This window comes from Geobacillus uzenensis, assembly GCF_002217665.1.
Taxonomy (GTDB): domain Bacteria; phylum Bacillota; class Bacilli; order Bacillales; family Anoxybacillaceae; genus Geobacillus; species Geobacillus subterraneus.
The window spans coordinates 20,592-42,117 of sequence record NZ_NEWL01000010.1; the positions used below are offsets into that span (position 1 = coordinate 20,592).

20 protein-coding genes, 8 tRNA genes, 2 rRNA genes and 1 other annotated feature are annotated in these 21,526 nt (G+C 52.3%); all 30 genes read right to left on the bottom strand.

Features of this window, described 5'->3' with window-relative positions; all coding sequences use genetic code 11:
• Positions 1-993, bottom strand: a complete 993-nt coding sequence (gene holB / locus B9L21_RS15510; RefSeq protein WP_063167065.1) for a DNA polymerase III subunit delta' — start codon at positions 991-993, stop codon at positions 1-3.
• 31 nt (positions 994-1,024) lie between these two features.
• The gene (gene tmk / locus B9L21_RS15515; protein ID WP_063167436.1) at positions 1,025-1,705 is read right to left on the bottom strand and encodes a dTMP kinase; all 681 of its coding nucleotides are present in this window, start codon (positions 1,703-1,705) and stop codon (positions 1,025-1,027) included.
• Between the two features lie 20 nt (positions 1,706-1,725).
• On the bottom strand, positions 1,726-3,165 hold the full coding sequence (locus B9L21_RS15520) for an aminotransferase class I/II-fold pyridoxal phosphate-dependent enzyme (RefSeq protein WP_063167066.1): 1,440 nt from the start codon (positions 3,163-3,165) through the stop codon (positions 1,726-1,728).
• A gap of 150 nt (positions 3,166-3,315) precedes the next feature.
• A complete protein-coding gene (locus B9L21_RS15525; protein ID WP_063167067.1) occupies positions 3,316-3,522 on the bottom strand; it encodes a sigma factor G inhibitor Gin in 207 nt (68 codons plus the stop codon).
• Between the two features lie 166 nt (positions 3,523-3,688).
• Positions 3,689-3,805: ribosomal RNA gene (gene rrf / locus B9L21_RS15530) — 5S ribosomal RNA — on the bottom strand.
• A 121-nt stretch (positions 3,806-3,926) separates the two neighbouring features.
• Positions 3,927-4,295: a sequence feature (most likely nonfunctional fraction of RNA operon), on the bottom strand.
• A 253-nt stretch (positions 4,296-4,548) separates the two neighbouring features.
• Positions 4,549-4,621: transfer RNA gene (locus B9L21_RS15535), tRNA-Ala, on the bottom strand.
• Positions 4,622-4,633: 12 nt separating this feature from the next.
• A tRNA-Pro gene (locus B9L21_RS15540) sits at positions 4,634-4,707 on the bottom strand.
• Positions 4,708-4,711: 4 nt separating this feature from the next.
• A tRNA-Arg gene (locus B9L21_RS15545) sits at positions 4,712-4,785 on the bottom strand.
• A 3-nt stretch (positions 4,786-4,788) separates the two neighbouring features.
• A tRNA-Leu gene (locus B9L21_RS15550) sits at positions 4,789-4,874 on the bottom strand.
• 15 nt (positions 4,875-4,889) lie between these two features.
• Positions 4,890-4,964: transfer RNA gene (locus tag B9L21_RS15555), tRNA-Gly, on the bottom strand.
• 11 nt (positions 4,965-4,975) lie between these two features.
• Positions 4,976-5,060 (bottom strand) — tRNA-Leu (locus B9L21_RS15560).
• A gap of 10 nt (positions 5,061-5,070) precedes the next feature.
• Positions 5,071-5,146 (bottom strand) — tRNA-Lys (locus tag B9L21_RS15565).
• A 297-nt stretch (positions 5,147-5,443) separates the two neighbouring features.
• Positions 5,444-5,519 (bottom strand) — tRNA-Val (locus tag B9L21_RS15570).
• Between the two features lie 8 nt (positions 5,520-5,527).
• Positions 5,528-5,644: ribosomal RNA gene (rrf, locus tag B9L21_RS15575) — 5S ribosomal RNA — on the bottom strand.
• A 429-nt stretch (positions 5,645-6,073) separates the two neighbouring features.
• A complete protein-coding gene (locus tag B9L21_RS15580) occupies positions 6,074-6,724 on the bottom strand; it encodes a hypothetical protein (RefSeq protein ID WP_063167020.1) in 651 nt (216 codons plus the stop codon).
• A gap of 435 nt (positions 6,725-7,159) precedes the next feature.
• Positions 7,160-8,644 (bottom strand): lysine--tRNA ligase, encoded by a 1,485-nt coding sequence (gene lysS, locus B9L21_RS15585; protein WP_063167021.1) that lies wholly within the window; start codon positions 8,642-8,644, stop codon positions 7,160-7,162.
• 89 nt (positions 8,645-8,733) lie between these two features.
• Complete coding sequence (dusB, locus tag B9L21_RS15590; RefSeq protein ID WP_063167022.1) at positions 8,734-9,735, bottom strand: tRNA dihydrouridine synthase DusB; 1,002 nt, start codon at positions 9,733-9,735, stop codon at positions 8,734-8,736.
• Between the two features lie 15 nt (positions 9,736-9,750).
• Positions 9,751-9,972, bottom strand: coding sequence for a helix-turn-helix domain-containing protein (locus B9L21_RS15595; protein WP_063167023.1), 222 nt, complete (start codon positions 9,970-9,972; stop codon positions 9,751-9,753).
• Entirely contained in the window at positions 9,924-10,451 is a 528-nt protein-coding gene (gene folK / locus B9L21_RS15600) for a 2-amino-4-hydroxy-6-hydroxymethyldihydropteridine diphosphokinase (protein ID WP_063167024.1), read from the bottom strand. Before folK ends, B9L21_RS15595 begins: the two co-directional genes overlap by 49 nt.
• Positions 10,452-10,841, bottom strand: a complete 390-nt coding sequence (gene folB / locus B9L21_RS15605) for a dihydroneopterin aldolase (RefSeq protein WP_063167025.1) — start codon at positions 10,839-10,841, stop codon at positions 10,452-10,454.
• Positions 10,804-11,658, bottom strand: coding sequence for a dihydropteroate synthase (gene folP / locus B9L21_RS15610; protein ID WP_063167026.1), 855 nt, complete (start codon positions 11,656-11,658; stop codon positions 10,804-10,806). Before folP ends, folB begins: the two co-directional genes overlap by 38 nt.
• Positions 11,655-12,530: an aminodeoxychorismate lyase gene (gene pabC / locus B9L21_RS15615; RefSeq protein ID WP_063167027.1), complete on the bottom strand. Its 876-nt coding sequence runs from the start codon at positions 12,528-12,530 to the stop codon at positions 11,655-11,657. Before pabC ends, folP begins: the two co-directional genes overlap by 4 nt.
• Before the next feature lie 7 nt (positions 12,531-12,537).
• Positions 12,538-13,113, bottom strand: a complete 576-nt coding sequence (gene pabA, locus B9L21_RS15620) for an aminodeoxychorismate/anthranilate synthase component II (RefSeq protein WP_063167433.1) — start codon at positions 13,111-13,113, stop codon at positions 12,538-12,540.
• A 5-nt stretch (positions 13,114-13,118) separates the two neighbouring features.
• Positions 13,119-14,540, bottom strand: coding sequence for an aminodeoxychorismate synthase, component I (gene pabB, locus B9L21_RS15625; protein WP_063167028.1), 1,422 nt, complete (start codon positions 14,538-14,540; stop codon positions 13,119-13,121).
• A gap of 116 nt (positions 14,541-14,656) precedes the next feature.
• The gene (cysK, locus tag B9L21_RS15630) at positions 14,657-15,583 is read right to left on the bottom strand and encodes a cysteine synthase A (RefSeq protein WP_063167029.1); all 927 of its coding nucleotides are present in this window, start codon (positions 15,581-15,583) and stop codon (positions 14,657-14,659) included.
• A gap of 86 nt (positions 15,584-15,669) precedes the next feature.
• Positions 15,670-16,554, bottom strand: coding sequence for an Hsp33 family molecular chaperone HslO (hslO, locus tag B9L21_RS15635; protein ID WP_063167434.1), 885 nt, complete (start codon positions 16,552-16,554; stop codon positions 15,670-15,672).
• 14 nt (positions 16,555-16,568) lie between these two features.
• The gene (locus B9L21_RS15640) at positions 16,569-17,345 is read right to left on the bottom strand and encodes a type III pantothenate kinase (protein WP_063167030.1); all 777 of its coding nucleotides are present in this window, start codon (positions 17,343-17,345) and stop codon (positions 16,569-16,571) included.
• Between the two features lie 230 nt (positions 17,346-17,575).
• A complete protein-coding gene (gene ftsH / locus B9L21_RS15645) occupies positions 17,576-19,474 on the bottom strand; it encodes an ATP-dependent zinc metalloprotease FtsH (RefSeq protein ID WP_063167031.1) in 1,899 nt (632 codons plus the stop codon).
• A gap of 94 nt (positions 19,475-19,568) precedes the next feature.
• Positions 19,569-20,114: a hypoxanthine phosphoribosyltransferase gene (gene hpt / locus B9L21_RS15650; RefSeq protein ID WP_063167032.1), complete on the bottom strand. Its 546-nt coding sequence runs from the start codon at positions 20,112-20,114 to the stop codon at positions 19,569-19,571.
• A gap of 11 nt (positions 20,115-20,125) precedes the next feature.
• Positions 20,126-21,520 (bottom strand): tRNA lysidine(34) synthetase TilS, encoded by a 1,395-nt coding sequence (tilS, locus tag B9L21_RS15655; protein WP_063167033.1) that lies wholly within the window; start codon positions 21,518-21,520, stop codon positions 20,126-20,128.
• Positions 21,521-21,526: the final 6 nt, after the last annotated feature.

The window sequence follows — 21,526 nt, forward strand, 5'->3', positions numbered from 1 at the left end:
TTACCTCTTTAGTTGAAGAGCCAGCTGCTCTACAAGCAGCGCCGTGCTCATATTCGTCGTAGTTAAACGCGCTTTCGCCTGCAAAATTGCTTCCATGCTGTCTAGGATCCGCCGTTGTGGGCAAGAAAGCGCCCAGCGCTGCAGGCGGTCAAGCTCATCCCGGTATAATGCGCTATCCGTCCTTCCAGCTTGAATGTGCAACAAATCGCGATATATATACAAAAGCAAGTCGAGCCCGAGATCGAGCTGATGTTTTTCTGGAAAATGAGGAAACAAACGGTCGTGGATAAAAAACAGCAGCTGCAACTCCGGCTTGCCAAGCATCTCGTATAATTGTAGCACTAACGTTCGCGCCTCGGCAAACCAACGCTCTTGGCTGAGCGCCAACGCTTCATCGTAGCTGTTCGTCAAGTGGGCGGCGAGCAACGCCAACGTCAGCGGCACGCGCTCTTCAACGAGCTGATCGGCGAGTTCTTCCGGCGGCAGCGGCCGGAAGGAAAGCACTTGACAGCGGGAAATGACCGTTCCTAACAGGCGATGGTATTGTTCGGTTAACAACACCGCCACCGTTCCTGGATGCGGCTCCTCCAAAAATTTCAGCAAGCTGTTGGCAGCGCTTGTCGTCATTTGATCAGCATGTTCGACAATATACATCTTTTTGTCAGATTCCACAGCCGTTTTCATGAACTCCTGTTGCAGCCATTCGATTTGTTCTTTCTTAATCGATCCGCCATCCGGGCTGACTACCCGAACGTCCGGATGGTTTCCGGAATCGATGCGCCGGCAGTTACGGCATTCCAAACAAGGCGCAATTCCTGACGGGGATAGACAAAATAAGCTTTTTGCCAACAACAAACCGGCCGCTTTTTTTCCCGTCCCCCGCTGCCCTTCAAACAAGTACGCATGGGAAATCCGCCCTTTTTCAAGGCCGCTTTGCAGCATTTTCGCCACGACTGGCTGGCGTTTTGCTAGCTGTTCCCATCGCATCGCCATCACTCTTTCTCGTTTCTTACCTTCTATTCTATCATGTCCAGTGCGAATCATCACGGCCGGATTCATGGAAATCACGCTTTGATCTTCCTTCAAGGCGGGAGAGCACCGCCGCCGCCGTCTCGGAAAACACATCATCGAGCGGTCGGCTTGCATCAATGACAACGATCCGATCGGTAAACCGCTTCGCCAACTCCCGATATCCTTCCCTTACCTTATCATGAAAAGACAACGATTCAAGATCGAGCCGGTTTACTTCCCTCTCCCGGTTTTGCCGAATCCGTTCGAGCCCGATGTGCGGATCAATATCAAAATAAACCGTCAATGACGGCATATACCCATCAATGGCAAACTCGTTAATTTTCCATACTTCTTCGACACCAAGCCCGCGGGCAAATCCTTGGTAGGCGAGCGAGCTGTCGACAAATCGATCGCACAGCACAACGCGGCCCGCCTCGAGCGCCGGAACAATTTTCTCAAGCAAATGCTGCCGCCTCGCCGCCGCATACAAAAGCGCTTCCGTCCGCCCGTCCATTTCTGTATACTCGCGATTTAAAATGAGCGCGCGAATCGCCTCAGCGATGCGCACTCCGCCGGGCTCCCTCGTTACCATTACGTCAAAACCTCGCCCGCGCAAAAACGACTCGAGCTTGCCGATCATCGTCGTTTTTCCGGCCCCTTCCGGCCCCTCAAACGAAAAAAAATACCCGTTCATCACCCGCAGCACCCTTTCCGTCATCGAAGTTCATATACGACAAGCAATCCATCCCCGAGCCGGCTTCCGCCTTGCACATGCGCCCGATGGCGGAGAAGCTGGCGAATTTGTTCAATATGACCGCGGTCGATTCGTTCGCCGATCCACATAAGCGGCACTCCAGGCGGGTATGGAATGACCGTTTCCGCCGCCACATACCCTTCCGCCTCCTCTAAAGCGACCGCTTTTTTCCGTACATCGCGCAGTTCATCATACGGGACTAACACCGAGAGCGGCGGGCGTAAAAATGGAAAGGAGCCAAGCAACGGCGTCTCGTCAGCCGGCAACCCGCGCCAAGCCCGCTTCATTTTTCGCACCGCCTCCATAAGCCTGCCAGTTGCAGCGAGCGGACAAACGAGCAGAACGTTCAACGGATCGGCCAGTTCCGTAAACACCCCTTCGCGCTCGAGCCGTTGCTGCAATTCATACCCCGTCAGCGAACTGCGCGTTTGTACCGTCACTTTCAGCAGGTCCGTCTGCACATCGGGCTGTCGGGAAGAAACGACCGCCACCCCATCTATATGGGCCAATGCCGCCTTGAATTCTTCAATTTCTGCTGCCATCGCCGCCACGTCATCTTCCGCAAGCTCGGCGACATAGCTTCGCGCCAAGTCAAGCGACGCCATAATCGGGTAAGACGGGCTGCTCGATTGAAACAGCTGCAAAAAATATTTCAACCGCTCTACATCGATGCGCCCGCTGTTCACATGCAAAAACGCCCCCATCGTCATCGCCGGCAATGTTTTATGCGCCGACTGCACAACTACATCGGCACCGCAAGCAAGCGCCGGCTTCGGAAACGGAGGGCCGAGGACGAAATGGGCGCCATGCGCCTCATCGACAAGCACGGGAACCCCATAGTCATGAGCTAGACGGACGATTTCTGTTAAATCAATCGACATCCCATAATAATTCGGGTTCGTCAATACAACGGCAGCGGCGTCGCGATGAAGGGCAAGCGCCTCTTTGATAGCTTCCACGCAAACGTGCGAAGCAACGTGCATATCGCTGTCAAACTCAGGAGAGAGAAGAACAGGGGTCGCCCCCATGAGCTGCAGTGCATGCATTACTGATTTATGGCAGTTGCGTTGCACAATGACTTTCCGCTTCTTTTCATCACATACGGCGGCGATCATCGCTAAATTTCCTGCCGTCGATCCGTTCACAAGGAAAAATGTTTCCTCGGCGCCATACAGTTCGGCTGCCAATGCCTGCGCCTCAGCAATGGCCGCTTCCGGATGGTGCAAGTCATCAAGTCCGGAAATCTCCGTCGCATCCAACGTCAATACCGAAGAAAACACATCCCCCGCCCGTTTCGAAAACACGGCGCCATATTTATGACCCGGCACGTGGAACGAAATCGGACGGCGCGCCCAATGGCGCATTAACGCGTCATATAAAGGGGTTTTTGCTTGATTCATGTTAACCCTCTTTCCTTGCTGCTCTCCTACCTACCCATCTGAATAACAAAATAATATTAACACGAACCGTCTCGAAAAGAAACGCGCACACAGCACCCAGCTGTTTTTTGCACAAAGCAAAACAAATAAAAACAGGCCCGATACAGGCCTTTACGAATAAATTTTAGAGGTCATCATTTTCCGCAGCTGCCGCACATAAAATGCGTAATTCGGATCGTCCGTATTCGTTTGCACCATTGCCCGGTGGCAATCCAAACAAAGAAAATGGCCAAAAAGAAAAATACCTTCCTCTTTTTCTTGTTCACAAACAATGCACACGTTTCCACGTTTGTTTTGGCCAATCGCCGATGTCCTCACGCTCTCCACCTCCCATCCTCTATGTTTCCCACATTGATAACATTCTATACTAGTAGATGGAAAGATTGAACGCTCCACCGCGCGCACCGGGGATTTATTTTAAGTGTTCCGAATAAAAAACGAAAGCAGCCAATTGTGCCTCAGGCACGATTGGCTGCTTTCCATTGCCTAGCAGCGACCTACTCTTGCAGGGGCGCTGGCCCCAACTACCATCGGCGCTGGAGAGCTTAACTTCCGTGTTCGGGATGGGAACGGGTGTTTCCTCTCCGCTATCACCACTAGGCGATATAATGTTGTGGGATCATTCCCTCAAAACTAGATAACCGTGTGGGGGAAGAAGCCGCGGCGCTTCCGCTTTTTGTCTAGCTCCGGCCGCCATCGGCTCCCGACGCTTCGGTCCTGCTGCGGCGGCGACAGCCTCCTCGCAGGCCCTCCAGCGCGTTTCGCCGATAGGCAGGCGGCCTCCGCTTTTCTAGGTTAAGCCCTCGATCGATTAGTATCCGTCAGCTCCACGTGTCGCCACGCTTCCACCTCGGACCTATCGACCTCGTCATCTTCGAGGGATCTTACTCGCCTAACGCGATGGGAAATCTGGCCGCCTTTCAACCGAAGACCATGCGGTCTTCGGTGTTATCCGGTATTAGCTCCGGTTTCCCGGAGTTATCCCGGTCTTGCGGGCAGGTTGCCCACGTGTTACTCACCCGTCCGCCGCTGACCAAATAAGAGCAAGCTCTCATTCGGTCCGCTCGACTTGCATGTATTAGGCACGCCGCCAGCGTTCGTCCTGAGCCAGGATCAAACTCTCCAATAGAAAGTTGATTGGCTTTGGCTTCGGCCTCAGCACCAAAGGCGCCGCGGCCTCAGCTTTTCGTATTGTCTAGCTTCGGCCGCCATCGGCTCGCGACGCTTCGGTCCTGCTGCGGCGGCGATAGCCTCCTCGCAGGCCCTCTAGCGCGTTTCGCCGATAGGCGGGCGGCCTCAGCTTTTCGTTGCGCTTCGTTTCGTTCAGTTTTCAAGGAACGAGGATGGAGCCTATCGGGATCGAACCGATGACCTCCTGCGTGCAAAGCAGGCGCTCTCCCAGCTGAGCTAAGGCCCCGTATATCCACTATCGGGAAGACAGGATTTGAACCTGCGACCCCATGGTCCCAAACCATGTGCTCTACCAAGCTGAGCTACTTCCCGCTAACGCGCTCGAGAGGATTCGAACCCCTAACCTTCTGATCCGTAGTCAGATGCTCTATCCAATTGAGCTACGAGCGCAAGTGCCGAGGGCCGGACTCGAACCGGCACGGTAGTTACCTACCCCAGGATTTTAAGTCCTGTGCGTCTGCCAATTCCGCCACCCCGGCTAATAGGCAAATAAATGGAGCGGAAGACGGGACTCGAACCCGCGACCCCCACCTTGGCAAGGTGGTGTTCTACCACTGAACTACTTCCGCTCGGATAATCATGCGGGTGAAGGGACTCGAACCCCCACGCCCGTAAAGGGCACTAGACCCTGAATCTAGCGCGTCTGCCAATTCCGCCACACCCGCAAATCAATTTTGGTGAGCCATGGAGGACTCGAACCTCCGACCCTCTGATTAAAAGTCAGATGCTCTACCTACTGAGCTAATGGCTCATAGTGATCATAACACTCTACGTACTCACGAGCTCTACCTGCCTCTTCCTCTACTAGCTGTTTCAAGGAAGCTCGATGCGTCAAGGCAACTCGCAGTTAACTCGAAGATGTATTGCTCGTTACTGAGCTAATGGCTCATAGTTGATCATAACACTCTACGTACTGATGAGCTCTACCTGCCTCTTCCTCTACTAGCTGTTTCAAGGAAGCTCAGTGCGTCGAGGCAACTCGCAGCGAACTCAAAGATGCAGCGCTCGTTACTGAGCTAATGGCTCATAATAGAAGAGTAGATCAAAGTGGTGGAGGATGACGGGATCGAACCGCCGACCCCTTGCTTGTAAGGCAAGTGCTCTCCCAGCTGAGCTAATCCTCCACAGTATTGCCTAGCGACGACCTACTCTTGCAGGGGCGCTGGCCCCAACTACCATCGGCGCTGGAGAGCTTAACTTCCGTGTTCGGGATGGGAACGGGTGTTTCCTCTCCGCTATCATCACTAGGCAATTATCTAACAGACAAGTTATATTATAATTAAATTTGTTTGTTTGTCAACACTCTTTGAATATCATTGTTGACGTTTCCGTATGCTATCATAATATAGCATGTTAAATGAGGTTTGTCAACTTATTTCGTTTTTTGTTTTATTACTAAAAGCAACGTCGTTTATTTTATATATTCTATAGCTAAAAGTCAATATGTGATATACTTCCACCACCTACGCTAACACTTAGAGGTGGGAGCTTCTCGGGTAATCCCGTCTAACGACAGGAAGTTGACCGAGCGATCCCCGTGTGCCCCACGGTTCGACATCCAGTTAGGCCATACCTAACTGTTCCAGGCCTTCCTTTTTGAGATTGAACCGAAATTCGTCTCCCATTTTCACTCCGTTTAGAAGTGGGAGATGAATTTCGGACAGAGGTTAAATAAAAATCAGTGTCGATGTGCGCCATAGGAAAGTGCTAGCGGTGTATGGTGCAAATATGATTTACCAAGGCGGTAGTAATGATCGACGATCCTTCGGTTTAAGTCTTTCCATTGGTCTGGGACAGGCGGCAATCGATCTGCCTGTTCCTGTTGCCATACTGTTTCTCCTGGAGCGATGAACCGGTTGTCAGGGATTTTCACGCCGTTGGTTACGGTTGCCCCATGCATGATCACGCAGTTTCTTCCAATTATGGAATCATAAATATTGGCGTGTTGCCCTATAAACGTATTCCGCCCGACAAATAGGGGGCCATGTACGGCTGCGTGATGCAGGACGCTGTTTTCCCCTTCAAGGTAAACGCCCCATTTTCGGCCGTTCACGTTCACATGTTCGCGTCCGGGATGTACGTGCATGAGTACATAATCTTGGATATTCGTATAAGGACCTACATAATACGGATACCCCGAATCTGCACGCAACAAATTTTTAAAGCCGATGAACACATCGTCAGCAATCGTTATGTCGCCGATAATCATCGAATCGACGCCGATGACCGCCTTTGGGCTGATTTTCGGGGCGCTGACCTGTGCGGCCTCAGCCACAGGAGGATTGTAATAGAGAATCGGATAAGAAAGCAATAAAACCGCTCCTTTCACATTTATGTTTTTCCCTTTCGAATCCTCTATTAATGTATGCAGGTCAACCGCCCCATAGTATTGATCTTCTTTCTAGATGGCTGGTGAAAAACGGTCGTTTCTCTTGAGCAATGGGGGAACGTTTGAAAGGCGCTCCTGACGCGACAAGGCTTATCTATTTGAGAAACGGGCTTGATAAGCGGCTTGCTCCCTTAAATCACCAGCCTTCTAGAAGGCCGGTGAAAAACAGCGATCTCCCCTAGCTGACGTTGGATGACGTGAAACGAGAATCTGATACCACAAGGCTTTTCAAGTTGAGAAACAAGGTGGTGAAGCAACCTGCTCCCTTAATCACCAGCCTTCTAGGGGACTGGTAAGCAACCGACTTCTTTACTTTAATCGATCTCCCCTAACAAATCGTCCCCTGCCGTTGTTCGTAGCAGGGGACGATCATTGTTATTTATGGCGCATTTGCGGGAAGAGCAGCACGTCGCGAATGGATGGCGAATTGGTCAAGAGCATGACGAGACGGTCGACGCCGATGCCGAGTCCGCCTGTTGGCGGCATGCCGTACTCGAGCGCTTCGAGGAAATCTTCGTCCATTTCGTGCGCTTCATCGTTCCCTTGTTCACGCTCTTTCAGCTGCGCTTCGAAACGTTGGCGCTGGTCAATCGGGTCGTTTAGTTCTGTAAACGCGTTCGCATGTTCACGCCCGACGATAAACAGCTCAAATCGGTCGGTAAAGCGCGGGTCGTCCGGGTTTTTCTTGGCCAATGGCGAAATTTCGACCGGATGGCCGTAAATGAACGTTGGCTGGATGAGTTGCGCTTCGACTTTTTGTTCAAAAAACTCGTTGACAATATGACCGAACGTCATGTGCGGGGCGACTTCAACCCCGTGTTCTTTCGCCAGCGCCCGCGCTTCCTCATCGTCCATTTGCCGCCAGAAGTCGACGCCGACGTACTCTTTGATCGCATCGACCATATGAAGCCGCCGCCATTCAGGCGTTAGGTCGACGATATGGTCGCCGTATTGAATTTTCGTCGTGCCAAGCACCTCTGTGGCGATGTGGGCGATCAAGTTTTCCGTCAGTTTCATGATATCGCGGAAGTCGGCGTATGCTTCGTACAGTTCAAGCATCGTAAACTCCGGGTTATGGCGGGTGGAAATGCCCTCATTCCGGAAGACGCGCCCGATTTCATACACTTTCTCCAAACCGCCGACGATGAGTCGTTTCAAATGGAGTTCGATGGCGATTCGCATATAGAGTGTCATATCAAGCGCATTATGGTGCGTAATGAACGGACGTGCAGCCGCACCGCCTGCTACGGCGTGCATCATCGGTGTTTCGACTTCTAAGTAGCCATGGCTGTCGAGATAACGCCGCATCGATTGAATAATGAGACTGCGGGTGATGAACGTCTGCTTGCTTTGCGGGTTCATAATTAGGTCGAGATAGCGCTGGCGGTAACGCTGTTCGACGTCCTTTAAGCCGTGGTACTTCTCGGGCAGCGGGCGCAATGCTTTTGTTAAAAATTCATACGACGACACTTTAATGGAAAGCTCGCCGACTTTTGTTTTGAACATCGTGCCGCGCACGCCGACGATATCGCCAAGGTCAGAGATTTTAAACAGCTCGTATTGCTGTTCGCCGACATCGTCTTGGCGAACGTAAATTTGAATTTGCCCTGTAACGTCTTGGATGTGGGCGAATCCCGCTTTGCCTTTGCCGCGTTTCGTCATGATGCGGCCAGCAACGGCAACTTCAATTTGCTGCTCTTCGAGTTCTTCTTTGGACAAATCGCCGTACAGTTCGAACAGTTCTTCCGCTTTATGCGTGCGCTCGAACCGTTTGCCAAACGGATCGACACCCAGCTCTTCGATTTTTTTTAGCTTTTCCCTGCGAACACGCAGTTGGTCGTTCAATTCTTCATGGCTCATCCTTCATTCACTCCATTTAGCGATTTTTTTACGAAAAATACTGCCAGCACGTGCTGGCAGTCATCCGCTGCATGAACGTCATTCCGTTGTTATACGGCTTGGGCGTTCGCTGCTGCCTGATGTTCCGCTTCCTCTGCGACTTGAAGCAGCAAGGCGGCTAGTTCGTCCCGCGTCTCGCACTCGTTGATGGCATTGCGGATTTTCGCTGCACCGCGAATGCCTTTTAAATACCAAGCGGCGTGCTTGCGCATTTCTTTGACAGCGATATACTCGCCCTTGAGAGCAATTAAACGATCCAAATGCAGCAGGCAGACATCAATTTTTTCTCTCGGCGTCGGTTCGGGGATGAGTTCTCCCGTTTCTAAATAACGAACGGTGCGGTAAATCATCCACGGGTTGCCGAGCGCCGCCCGTCCGATCATCACACCGTCCACCCCGGTTTCTTCGAGCATCCGCTTGGCGTCTTGCGGCGTTTTGACATCGCCGTTGCCGATGACCGGGATGTTGACCGCTTCTTTCACTTGTTTGATGATGTTCCAATCTGCTTTTCCTTCATACATTTGCACCCTTGTCCGCCCGTGGACAGCGACGGCTTTGCCGCCAGCGCGCTCGACCGCTTGGGCGTTTTCGACGGCGTAAATATGGTGCTCGTCCCAACCGATGCGCATTTTGACCGTGACTGGTTTTTCGACGGCCTCGACAATGGCGGCGACGACGTCATAAATTTTATTCGGGTCAAGAAGCCATTTTGCCCCGGCGTCACAATTTGTAATTTTCGGGACTGGGCAACCCATGTTAATGTCGATAATATCGGCATTCGTATTTTTATCGACAAATTTCGCCGCTTTGACAAGCGTTTCTTTTTCGCCCCCAAAAATTTGCAGGCTGAGCGGCTTTTCCCGCTCATCGATATATAACATATTTAACGTCTTTTCATTGTTGTATACGATTCCTTTGTCGCTCACCATCTCTGCGCACACGAGTCCAGCGCCGAACTCTTTGACAGTCAAGCGGAACGCCGAATTGCATACGCCTGCCATCGGGGCAAGCACGACGCGATTTTTAATCTCAACATCGCCAATGCGAAACATAGAAACGCCTCCTTTCTACTTGTTCGATTCCATTTTCGGCGGTGTCAGTTCCTCAACCGATATATTTAACCGTTCAGCGATTTGCCCGACGAGCGAATCGGACGGCATCCGGTTTCCCCGTTCAATTTCACCAAGGATTGAGACAGAAATGCCGAGTTCCTTAGCCAGCTTTTCTTGTGTATATCCTTTCAGCTTTCGAAAAGCGCGAATACGTCTTCCCCATCTTTCTGCTTCCATACGCGAACTCCTTCTTTGTCGGGTAGTCGATCAATGATGTCTGTCAACGGCTCGGAAATGTTCGGTATTGCTAAATGGGAATTGATTTCGAGCAACGGGATAAGAACAAACGCCCGCTCCGCCATGCGCGGATGCGGAATGACAAGTTGCTCTGTTTCAATATTTTCATGATTATACAGCAAAATGTCAAGGTCTAACGTGCGCGGCCCCCAGCGAATTTCCCTTTTCCTTCCAAATTCTCGTTCGATTTGTTGTGTTACGTCAAACAAAGCAAACGGCGACAACGTCGTCGCCACCTCGACTACCATGTTTAAAAACTTATCCTGGTGGACGTAGCCGACCGGATCCGTTTCATAGATGGATGAGCTTGATTTTACAGAAATTCCCTCATAATAATGGAGTGCTTCAATGGCCGAACGTAAATAATAGACACGATCCCCTAAGTTAGAACCTAGGGCAATATACGCAATGTTTTCCATTTAACGCCCCCTAACGATTTCAACGGCCACGTGCCCGTAATGTCCGCGGATCGGTGGATTCGGCTTCGTCACCCTCACGGCACAGCGCTGAACGACAAGGAAAGCGGTGAGCAGCTCGTCCGCGATCGCCTCAGCCACCGCCTCAATTAAAGCAAATGTCCGCTCCTCAACAATCGCCCGGCAGCGCTCGTACACATCCGCGTAATTGACCGTATGCTCAAGACAGTCGCTCCGTCCGGCTGGCCGCAAATCAAGCTCCAGCGTCACGTCAACCACAAACCGCTGACCGAGGACGTGTTCTTCGGGAAGCACTCCATGATAGCCATAAAACTCCATCTCTCGCACATAGATTTTATCGATGGCTGCTCTCCCCCTTCCCGAGCATCGCATCCATCATTTTCGCCATGCGGGCGATCGGCAATACGTCATGAACGCGGACGATATGCGCTCCCTTCACGATGCCAAGGCAAACGGTGGCTCCCGTACCTTCAACCCGCTCTTCAACGGGCACGTCAAGCACATGACCGATAAACCGTTTGCGCGACGTTCCGAGCAAAAGCGGGTAGCCGAGGGCGGCAAACTCATCGAGACGCCGCATCACTTCCAGATTGTGTTCGAACGTTTTCGCAAACCCGACGCCTGGGTCTAAAATGATGTTTTCCTCTTTCACCCCCGCCTGTTTGGCAATGCGAATGCTTTCCTCCAGATCGGCGATCATATCGGGAATCAAATCGCGGTATGCCATGTCGTGGCGATTGTGCATTAAAATGATCGGCACCCCGTACGAGGCAGCAACATGAGCCATATCCGGATCAGCTTTAGCCCCCCAAACGTCGTTGATGATGTGCGCCCCAGCTTCGATGGCCTGCCGCGCCACCTCAGCTTTATATGTGTCAACAGAGATCGGCACATTCACCTCATTGGCAATCGCTCTTACCGCTGGGATGACGCGCCGCAACTCTTCGTCAAGCGGCACGGGATCCGCTCCTGGACGGGTTGACTCGCCGCCGATGTCAATGATGTCCGCTCCCTCCGCCACAAGCCGTTTCGCATGCTCGACCGCTTTCTCTACCTCGCAAAATCGGCCGCCGTCGGAAAATGAATCAGGCGTGACGTTGACAATGCCCATGATCAATGTTTTTTTGTCTAAATCGAACTCGTGCCCGCGGCATTTGAGCACATGTGAACGCGTCATTGTGATCATCATCGGTTCATCCTTTCTGCCAATTCATTCCTCGTCCATAATGTGTCGGTAAAGCGGCGGTAATGGCGTTGCAGCGTACAGGTTACCGAACCGTTTTTCCCAAGGTAAACGCGATGGCCGACGCGGTGAAGCGGCACAATTTCCTGCAGCGAGTTGGTGATCAACACCTCGTCGGCTTCGTACAAATCGGAAAGCGGATAAATCCCCTCTTCAACCGGGATGTTCAACTCGTGGAGCAAAGCGATCACGAATTGCCTCGTGACACCGTTTAATATGCCGACAGAGGGCGCTGGAGTGTAAACGACGCCGCCTTTTACCCAAAAAATATTGGAGACGATGCCTTCCGCCACCGCCCCTTCATGGTTTAAAAAGATGCCTTCTGCATGGGGACGATGGCCAAGCTCCCACTTCCCAATCATATTGTTTAAATAATGGTGCGATTTTAACCGTTCATGGCCCTCAGGGCTATTCCGCCTCGCGGCTAACACGACCCCTTCTTTCCCTTCCCGAGGAGCGGGCGGCGGCAGCGGCTTCATGTAGACGATGACGGTCGGGCACAAATACCGTTCGGCCGACAAGCCGAGATCACCCACACCGGCGGACACATCAAAACGCACATAAGCGTCGCGCAATCCATTTGCCTCGAGCAACCGCTCGATGATCTTCACTGCCTCAGCGCGGCTGAACTGCCTGTCGATGCGGAGTTCAGATAGACCGCGGTTCAGCCGTTCTAAATGGTCGTCAAGCAAAAACGGATGGCCACCGTACGTGCGAAACGTTTCAAACAAACCGAGCCCATACAAAAAGCCATGATCAAACGCCGAGAGAAGCGCTTCCTCACGCGGGACAATGTTGCCGTTGACATATACGTACATATGCCCGTCACGCCTTTTTGTACGTGTCAATAAAGTTTTTCAACAGCTGCATGCCGTGGCTGGTCATAATCGATTCCGGGTGGAACTGCACTCCTTCAATTGGCAATGTTTTATGACGAATGGCCATCACTTCGCCTTCGTCCGTCCAAGCGGAAACAACAAAGCAATGAGGGAGTGTTTCTTTCTCCACGATGAGAGAATGGTAGCGGGTCGCCGTAAACGGGTTCGGCACGCCGCGGAAAATCGTTTCCCCGTCATGGTAAACGGACGACGTTTTTCCATGCATGAGCCTTGGAGCGCGGATAACGCGGCCGCCAAACGCTTGGGCGATCGCCTGATGGCCAAGACAGACGCCGAAAATTGGTATTTTTCCAGCAAAGTGGGCGATGGCTTCTAGGCTGACGCCCGCTTCATTCGGCGTGCAAGGGCCTGGAGAAATCATCAGAAAATCGGGACGGAGCCGCTCAATCTCGGCGACGGTGATTTCATCATTGCGTTTGACAAACAATTCCTCACCTAGAACACCTAAATATTGCACTAAATTGTACGTAAAGGAATCATAATTATCAATCATCACGATCATCATTCTCACCTCATGCTCGAAAATAATATCTCCGCTTCGCTCAGCTCTTTTGCCCTCCAAAGGGCCGCCGCCTTTTTCAAACATTCCTTGTATTCATGCTCCGGGTTGGAATCGATGACAATGCCTGCCCCTGCTTGTACATGCGCCAGCCCGTCTTTGACGACCATCGTCCGGATGGCGATGTTCAGCTCCATGTTGCCTTGAAAATCGATCCAGCCGATGGAGCCGGTGTACAAGCCGCGCCGAACTGGCTCCAGTTCTTCGATAATTTCCATCGTCCGCACTTTCGGGGCACCAGTAATCGTCCCGCCCGGAAACATGGCGCGAATCACGGCAAACGCATCGTGTTCTGGGGCGAGTGTGCCGGAAATGTGTGACACGATATGCATCACGTGCGAATATCGTTCGACCGTCATCCACTCGTCGACACGGACTGTCCCATATGCACAGACGCGCCCGAGATCGTTTCGTTCAAGATCGACGAGCATGGCATGTTCGGCCCGCTCCTTTTCACTGGCGAGCAGCTTGCGGGCAATTTGCTCATCCTCCGCCTCCGTCCGACCGCGCGACCGTGTGCCAGCGATCGGCCGCGTTTCCAAACGGTCTCCTTGCTTGCGGACAAGCAGCTCCGGCGAACCGCTCACAACTTGGCATTCCGGAGCTTGCAAATATGCCATATACGGTGACGGGTTAATGGCACGCAACTGCTTATAGATGGCAAACGGGTGAGTGAAGAGCGGCTGAGATTGGCGCACCGACAAGTTGACTTGGAACACATCGCCTTGGGCAATGTACTGCTGTACGCGCCGGACCGCCTCAATAAACTGCCGCCTCGTCATCGAAACGGACGGAACGGCTGCCGAAGCTGCGGGCGGCCAGCTTGGCGATTCATTCTGCTCCTCAAGCCACATCCGCTCATACGCATCAAGCCGGCGGATGGCATCGCTTTCCTCGCCGTCTCCGGCATGGACGATCAAGTGAAGCTGCTGTTTTTGATGGTCGTAAATCACCACATCATCAAACAGCCAAAAATACATAGACGGCAGCTGCAAATCGTCGCGGGCAAGCTCCGGAAGCCGTTCCATGTAACGGACGGCGTCATAACTGATATAGCCGATCAATCCGCCCTGGCAGGGCAACGGCTCGCCCTCATCCGGCACGGAAAAACGTGAAAACCATTGTTGCAGCAACTCAAGTGGCGGCCCGTCCAACATGGTTTCTTTTCCGCAATCAGTGATGGATAGCCGCTGCTTAGTCGCACGGATGATCCCGCTCGGGTTGAGGCCGATAATGCTATATCTCCCCCCTTGGCCGCTCTCCAGCAGCACGTGATGCGGTCGGCCGTACGCCAGCTGTTCATACTGGCGAAACCAATCCCGTCCACGATAACCGATTGTCCGCCTCAGCTGCCTTCGCCGTTGTTCCATCTTGGTCAGCTCCTTATGATGTTCATGGTTATTCTTATTGTACAATGAGTGGCCGCTCATATCACTATCGCTACATAAAAAAGTTCGACAGGGTTGCCCCTGCCGAAAAACGTTGCTTAGTCTTCGAATTGGTAAAGCGGCGTGCTCAAGTAACGTTCTCCGTTGCTCGGGATGATGGCCAGCACTTTTTTCCCTTTGCCGAGCTCTTTCGCCACTTTCAATGCCGCGTGAATGGCAGCACCGGACGAAATGCCGCCAAGAATGCCTTCCTCGCGAGCCGCACGGCGGGCCGCCGCAAACGCTTCTTCCGTTGTTACCGTAATGACGCCGTCGTAAATGCTTGTATCTAAAATATCTGGAACAAATCCGGCTCCGATTCCTTGGATTTTATGCGGACCCGGTTTGCCGCCGGACAAGACTGGCGAGTCGGCCGGCTCAACGGCGTAAATTTTAATGTTCGGGTATGTTTCGCGCAACACTTGGCCAGCTCCCGTAATCGTTCCACCTGTACCGATGCCGGCAACAAACGCATCGAGCTGGCCGCCCATTTGCTCGACGATTTCTTTCCCGGTCGTCAGGCGGTGGATTTCCGGGTTCGCTTCGTTTTTGAACTGCTGCGGCATAAAGTAGCCGTGCTCACGGACGAGTTCTTCCGCTTTCTCGATTGCCCCGCGCATTCCTTGCGCGCCCGGCGTGAGCACCAGCTCTGCGCCGTACGCCCGCAGTAAGTTGCGGCGCTCCAAACTCATCGTATCCGGCATGACCAATACCGCTTTATATCCCTTCGCTGCTGCGACCATTGCCAGACCGATTCCCGTGTTGCCGCTCGTCGGCTCAACGATCGTATCGCCCGGTTTCAGTTTTCCTTCCTTTTCCGCTGCTTCAATCATGGCCAGCGCGATCCGGTCTTTGACACTGCTTCCCGGGTTCATAAACTCGAGCTTCACGTAGACATCGGCGCTGTCTTCATCGACGATGCGGTTCAGCTTCACGGCCGGTGTATCGCCGATCAGTTCCGTTATAGAGTTGACTGTGCGTGCCATGGTTCCACCCCTAATCCCGATTAATTTTATCGAATTTGTTTCCAATGTATCAGTTATTGGCGTAATTGTCAATCATTTTAATGTTTTCATCCTTTTTCGGCGAGTTGCTTGAGCTGTTCCAGCTCTTCTTTCGCGAAATGGTACGTCTCGTTGCAAAAATGGCACGAAGCTTCCGCCTGCCCTTCTTGATCGATAATGTCCTGAATTTCCGCCGGCCCTAGGCTGACGAGGGCATCGGCGATCCGCTCGCGCGAACAGCGGCAGACGAATGCAACCGGCATCGTCTCAAGGACGCGGACGCCTCCATCTCCTAAAATTTGTTCTACAATTTGTTCCGGACTCAGTCCGTTTTCAATCATGCGCGACACAGGAGGAATTTGTTTTAACCGCTCTTCAATGCGGGTGATCGTTGTTTCTTCCGTCCCTGGCATGAGCTGAATGATGAATCCTCCGGCGGCCCGGATCGTATAGTCCCGATTAACGAGCACGCCGACGCCGACGGATGATGGAATTTGTTCAGACGAGACAAAATAATACGTAAAGTCATCGCCAAGCTCTCCGGAGATCAGCGGCACTTGTCCGGTGAAAAAGTCGCGCAGCCCGAGGTCTTTCACGACGGTGAGCATCCCGTTTTTGCCGACCGCCCGCGCGACATCGAGCTTCCCATGCTCGTTCAGCTCAAAATGGACATGCGGGTTGGTCACATACCCACGCACTTCCCCTTTAGCGTTGCTGTCGACTAAAATGACACCGATTGGCCCGCCGCCATCAATTTTAATCGTCAACGTTTCCTCGCCTTTTAGCATCGCCCCCATCATGACGCCCGCCGTCAGCGCCCGGCCAAGCGCAGCCGATGCAGTCGGCCACGTCTCGTGTCGCCGCTGCGCTTCCGCGACCGTCTCTGTCGTTCTTGTTGCATACGCCCTCACTTGTCCATCATAAGCGAGCGCTTTCACTAAGTAATCTCCCATGTTCATCAAGCCTTTCATCCTTTTTTCTCCGTATTCTTCTCGTACAACAGCTTCAGGCCGGTCAACGTTAAAAACGGATCAACGACATCAATAACGTCCGACTCGCCGGCAATGAGCGGCGCTAGGCCACCGGTCGCGATCACTTTCGGCGGAACTTTGCTTTTCGCCTTCATTCGCGAAACGATGCCTTCCACCTGTCCGACATAGCCGTATAAAATGCCCGCTTGCATGGCGCTGACCGTATTTTTGCCAACAATATCGTCCGGGCGGGCAATTTCAATGCGCGGCAATTTCGCCGCCCGCGCAAACAACGCCTCTGTCGAAATCATAATTCCCGGGGCAATGGCTCCCCCCATATATTGTTTATGTTCATTAATATAACAATACGTCGTCGCTGTCCCGAAGTCGACAATGATGAGCGGGCTGCCGTATAAGTGAATGCCGGCAACCGCATTGACAATTCGGTCGGCGCCGACTTCACGCGGATTTTCATATTTAATGTCAAGCCCGGTTTTAATGCCTGGCCCGACAATAAGCGGTTTAATATGGAAATATTTTAAACACATGCGTTCAAGGGCAAACATGATCGGCGGCACTACGGAAGAGATGATCATGCCATGGATGTCGGAAAACTGCAGGCCGACATGATTCAAAAGCGCTTTGATCGTCATGCCGTACTCGTCTTCCGTTTTCGCCCGGCTTGTCTCAATGCGCCAATGGTACTTTAACTCATCGCCATCATAAACCCCTAATACAGTATTTGTATTGCCCACGTCCAACACAAAAATCATGGCCTCATTCCCCACTTTTCCTCAATAAATTCCTTTCTTTATCATATCATACCTTATTTTGTTGCGGGGGAAAAACCGGCGGCCCGTCCCCAGGCCATGGCAAAAAAAGAGGGCATCCCGAAGATAACAGGACACCCTTTTTGATCACGATCTATACGCACTGAACACTTTTGCAAAGCCATATCTTGTATCTTTCTTGGAGAAAGGCGACCTTTTCGTTCAGCCCTTAATTACTCCTCTTTCTTTTGGATGTTCACTTTTACATCGCTGTCGCCTCTGCCGATTTCGCTGCGCCCTTTGCGATCCGGCGGCAGCGTGCCGTGCTCGAACAAATGCTTGATTTGTTCGGCATCAAGCGTCTCGACTTCTAACAGCGTCGTGGCGATTAAATCCAATTTGTCCCGATGCTGCGTTAAAATCTGTTTCGCCTTATCGTAACACTCTTTAATGATGCGTTGAATCTCCAAGTCAATTTCATAGGCGATTTTATCGCTATAGTTTTGCTCGTTATGCAAGTCGCGGCCTAAAAACACTTGCCCGCCCGGCTGGCCAAATTGAAGCGGACCAAGTTTTTCGCTCATCCCGAATTCCGTCACCATCCGGCGCGCAATGTTCGTCGCCCGCTGAAAGTCGTTATGAGCCCCTGTGCTCACTTCATTGAACACAATTTCCTCGGCGACGCGCCCGCCGAGCAGCCCCGTGATTTTATCCATCAGTTCCGCTTTAGTCATAAAGTAACGGTCCTCTTTCGGCAGCATCACCGCATAGCCGCCGGCCTGGCCGCGCGGGACGATCGTCACTTTATGCACCATTTCGGCGTCGGCAAGCACCATGCCGATGACCGTATGTCCCGCCTCATGAAAGGCAACAATGCGCCGCTCTTTTTCCGAGATGACGCGGCTTTTTTTCGCCGGCCCGGCAATCACCCGATCCGTCGCTTCGTCGATATCGCTCATATCGATTTTCTTTTTGTTGCGGCGCGCTGCTACAAGCGCCGCTTCGTTCAGCAAGTTCTCCAAATCGGCGCCGGAAAATCCCGGTGTCCGCATGGCGATCGCCTTTAAGTCAACGGATTCATCAAGCGGTTTGTTGCGGGCATGCACGCGCAATACTGCCTCGCGCCCTTTTACATCCGGCCGGTCGACAGTGATTTGCCGGTCGAAACGGCCCGGGCGCAACAACGCTGGGTCTAAAATATCCGGACGGTTCGTCGCTGCAATAATAATGATCCCTTCATTCCCGTTAAAGCCGTCCATTTCGACAAGCAGCTGGTTGAGCGTCTGCTCGCGCTCATCGTGGCCGCCGCCGAGACCGGCGCCGCGTTGGCGCCCGACAGCGTCAATTTCATCGATAAAAATGATGCACGGGGCATTTTTTTTCGCCGTTTCAAACAAGTCGCGCACGCGCGACGCACCGACCCCAACGAACATTTCCACAAAATCCGACCCGCTGATCGAGAAAAACGGCACGCCTGCTTCCCCGGCGACCGCGCGCGCCAACAGCGTTTTCCCTGTACCCGGCGGCCCGACAAGCAGCACCCCTTTTGGAATGCGGGCGCCGAGTTCCGCGAATTTGCGCGGGTCTTTTAAAAACTCGACAATTTCCACGAGCTCTTCTTTTTCCTCGTCCGCCCCAGCCACGTCACGAAAACGGACTTTCCGCTTGTCATCCGTATATAGCCGCGCCCGGCTTTTGCCGAAATTCATCACTCGGCTGCCGCCGCCTTGCGCTTGATTCAGCAAGAAGAAAAACAAAATAAAAATAATGACAAACGGAATAATGGACGTGAAAAACGTCACCCAGCCGCTCGTTTCATCCGCTGGCATTACTTCCACCCGCGTCCGTGCCGCCGCTGCATCGATGCGATCAAGCACTTTGTCGCTGTTCATCACGTAGGTGGAAAAATATTGCCCTTCATTATATGTTTTCAACTGGCCTCGGATTTCATATACGCCGCGCTCCGGCTTAATGGAAAACGACTCGACGTCCCCGTTTTCCAGATGAGTGATAAACGCATCGTACGTCATCGGCTCGGTCCTCTGATTCGTTCCGTTAAAAAAGCTGACGACGCCGATCACGACGAGGAAAATCAGCAAATAAAAGATGGTGTTACGGAAAATCCGGTTCATTTCTTGCCTCCTCCCATATGAAACACACTATACTCAATACTATCATAGAAATTTGCCTAAATACAAACAATTCGGCCGCCACACAATGACCGGCTTATTTTTGGTACACTTCTGGTTTTAAGACACCGATAAACGGGAGGTTGCGATATTTTTCCGCATAATCGAGACCGTAGCCGACGACGAACTCATCCGGGACAATAAATCCGGTGTAGTCCGCTTGGATATCAGCCTTACGTCCAGACGGCTTGTCAAGGAGGGTGACGATTTTGATCGAATTCGCCTTCCGGTAACGGAATAAATCGACTAGATAGCTGAGCGTCAACCCGCTGTCAATAATATCTTCAATGATCAAAATGTCGCGACCTTCGACAGATGTATTTAAGTCTTTCACAATTTTTACTTCCCCAGATGAAACGGTCGCATTCCCGTAGCTCGAAACATCCATAAAATCCATTTCCAAATATGTATCAATATGTTTCAACAAATCGGCCATAAATGGCATCGCCCCTTTGAGAACGCCAACGGCGAGCGGAAAACGGCCGTCATACTCCTTTGTTAATATGCCGCCTAGCTCTTTTACTTTTTCCTGAATTTCTTCCTCGGTGATTAGCACTTTCTGGATATCGTCTTTCATCCCCATCTTTTTGCCTCCTAGCTGTTCATCGCCTGATAGCGCAGTAAAATATAGCGGGCTTGCCCGCGCTCCCCGGCTTCAAACGCCGATTTTTTCAATCCGGGCACCCAAAGGATGCGGCCGTCAGCATCTTCCACAATCGGCCAACAATCCCTTTCCATCCGTGGAATTTTCGCCTCAATGAAAACCTCTTTAATTTTTTTCGTCCCTCCCGTCCCCTTGAGCACCATCCGGTCACCGGTGCGGCGTGTCCGTACGTGAAGCGGAAGAGAAACCGCAGCAGGGTCAACCACAAACACATCATTTCCTAGCTGCTTTCTCGGATAGTGTTCCCTAAATTCACTCACGATTGCGTAACCGTTTGGGAGAGGCAATAGCGCCGGAACCGGCAGCTCCAGCCAGTAGCCTTGAGCGCAGCGTTGCAGGCCAAACGTAAACAAACAATGGTCGTACGAACGAATCACTTTCAACCCTTTTGGTAAATCGAGCATTCCGGAAGGACGGCCGCGCTCACAAAGCATCAGTATATGGTCGATATGCACGGAAGTCAACATCGGCGGAATGTCCCCGTAAAGGCGGAGAAGCAGCCGCTGCAACGCCCGGCGCTGCAGCGGCCGCGGCAACGCTAAGAACGGAGCAATGTGCAACACAGCATCGCTATTTTGTTTTTCCATTACTTTATTCAGCGCGTCCGTTGCTAATTCCTCCAAAAATTGTTCATCTTCCGCCATGATTTCGCTATATTGCTGAAATCGTTCATGCAAGCGCGGATTCTCCTGTTTTAACAGCGGCACAATATGATGGCGGAACCGGTTGCGCGTATAATCGTCTTTCTCATTGCTTGGGTCCCGGCGCGGGGTCAGCCCTTCTTTTTCACAGTAGTCTTCAATTTCCGCCCGGCTGACGGCCAAAAACGGGCGGATGAGATAGCTGCCATGAAACGGCCGCTTGACGGGAATGCCCGCATACCCTTTGCTTGTGCTGCCGCGCACAAGCCGCATTAAAATCGTCTCGACTTGATCATCGCCATGATGGCCTAAAGCGACATATTGCGCTTGATATTTTTTCACCAATTCAGCGAAAAAGCCATATCGGCAATTCCGCGCCGCCTCTTGGGCGCCGAGGCCCGTGCGCCGCTGAAAGGCCGGAACGTCGATTTGCACCGCTTCACATAAAATACGGTGCTCGGCGCAAAAACGTTTCACAAATTCCATCTCTTCTTCCGATTCCCGCCCGCGGAACATATGGTCAACATGGGCCGCCACGAGCTGAAGCTTCCACTCCTCCCGAAGCGAACAGAAGAAGTGCAAAAGCGCAAGCGAATCTGGTCCTCCGGAAACACCGACAATGACCGTCGCCCCTTCCGTAAGCAGCTTATGCCTATCAATAAAGGCGCACACTTTATCCATCATTCAAGA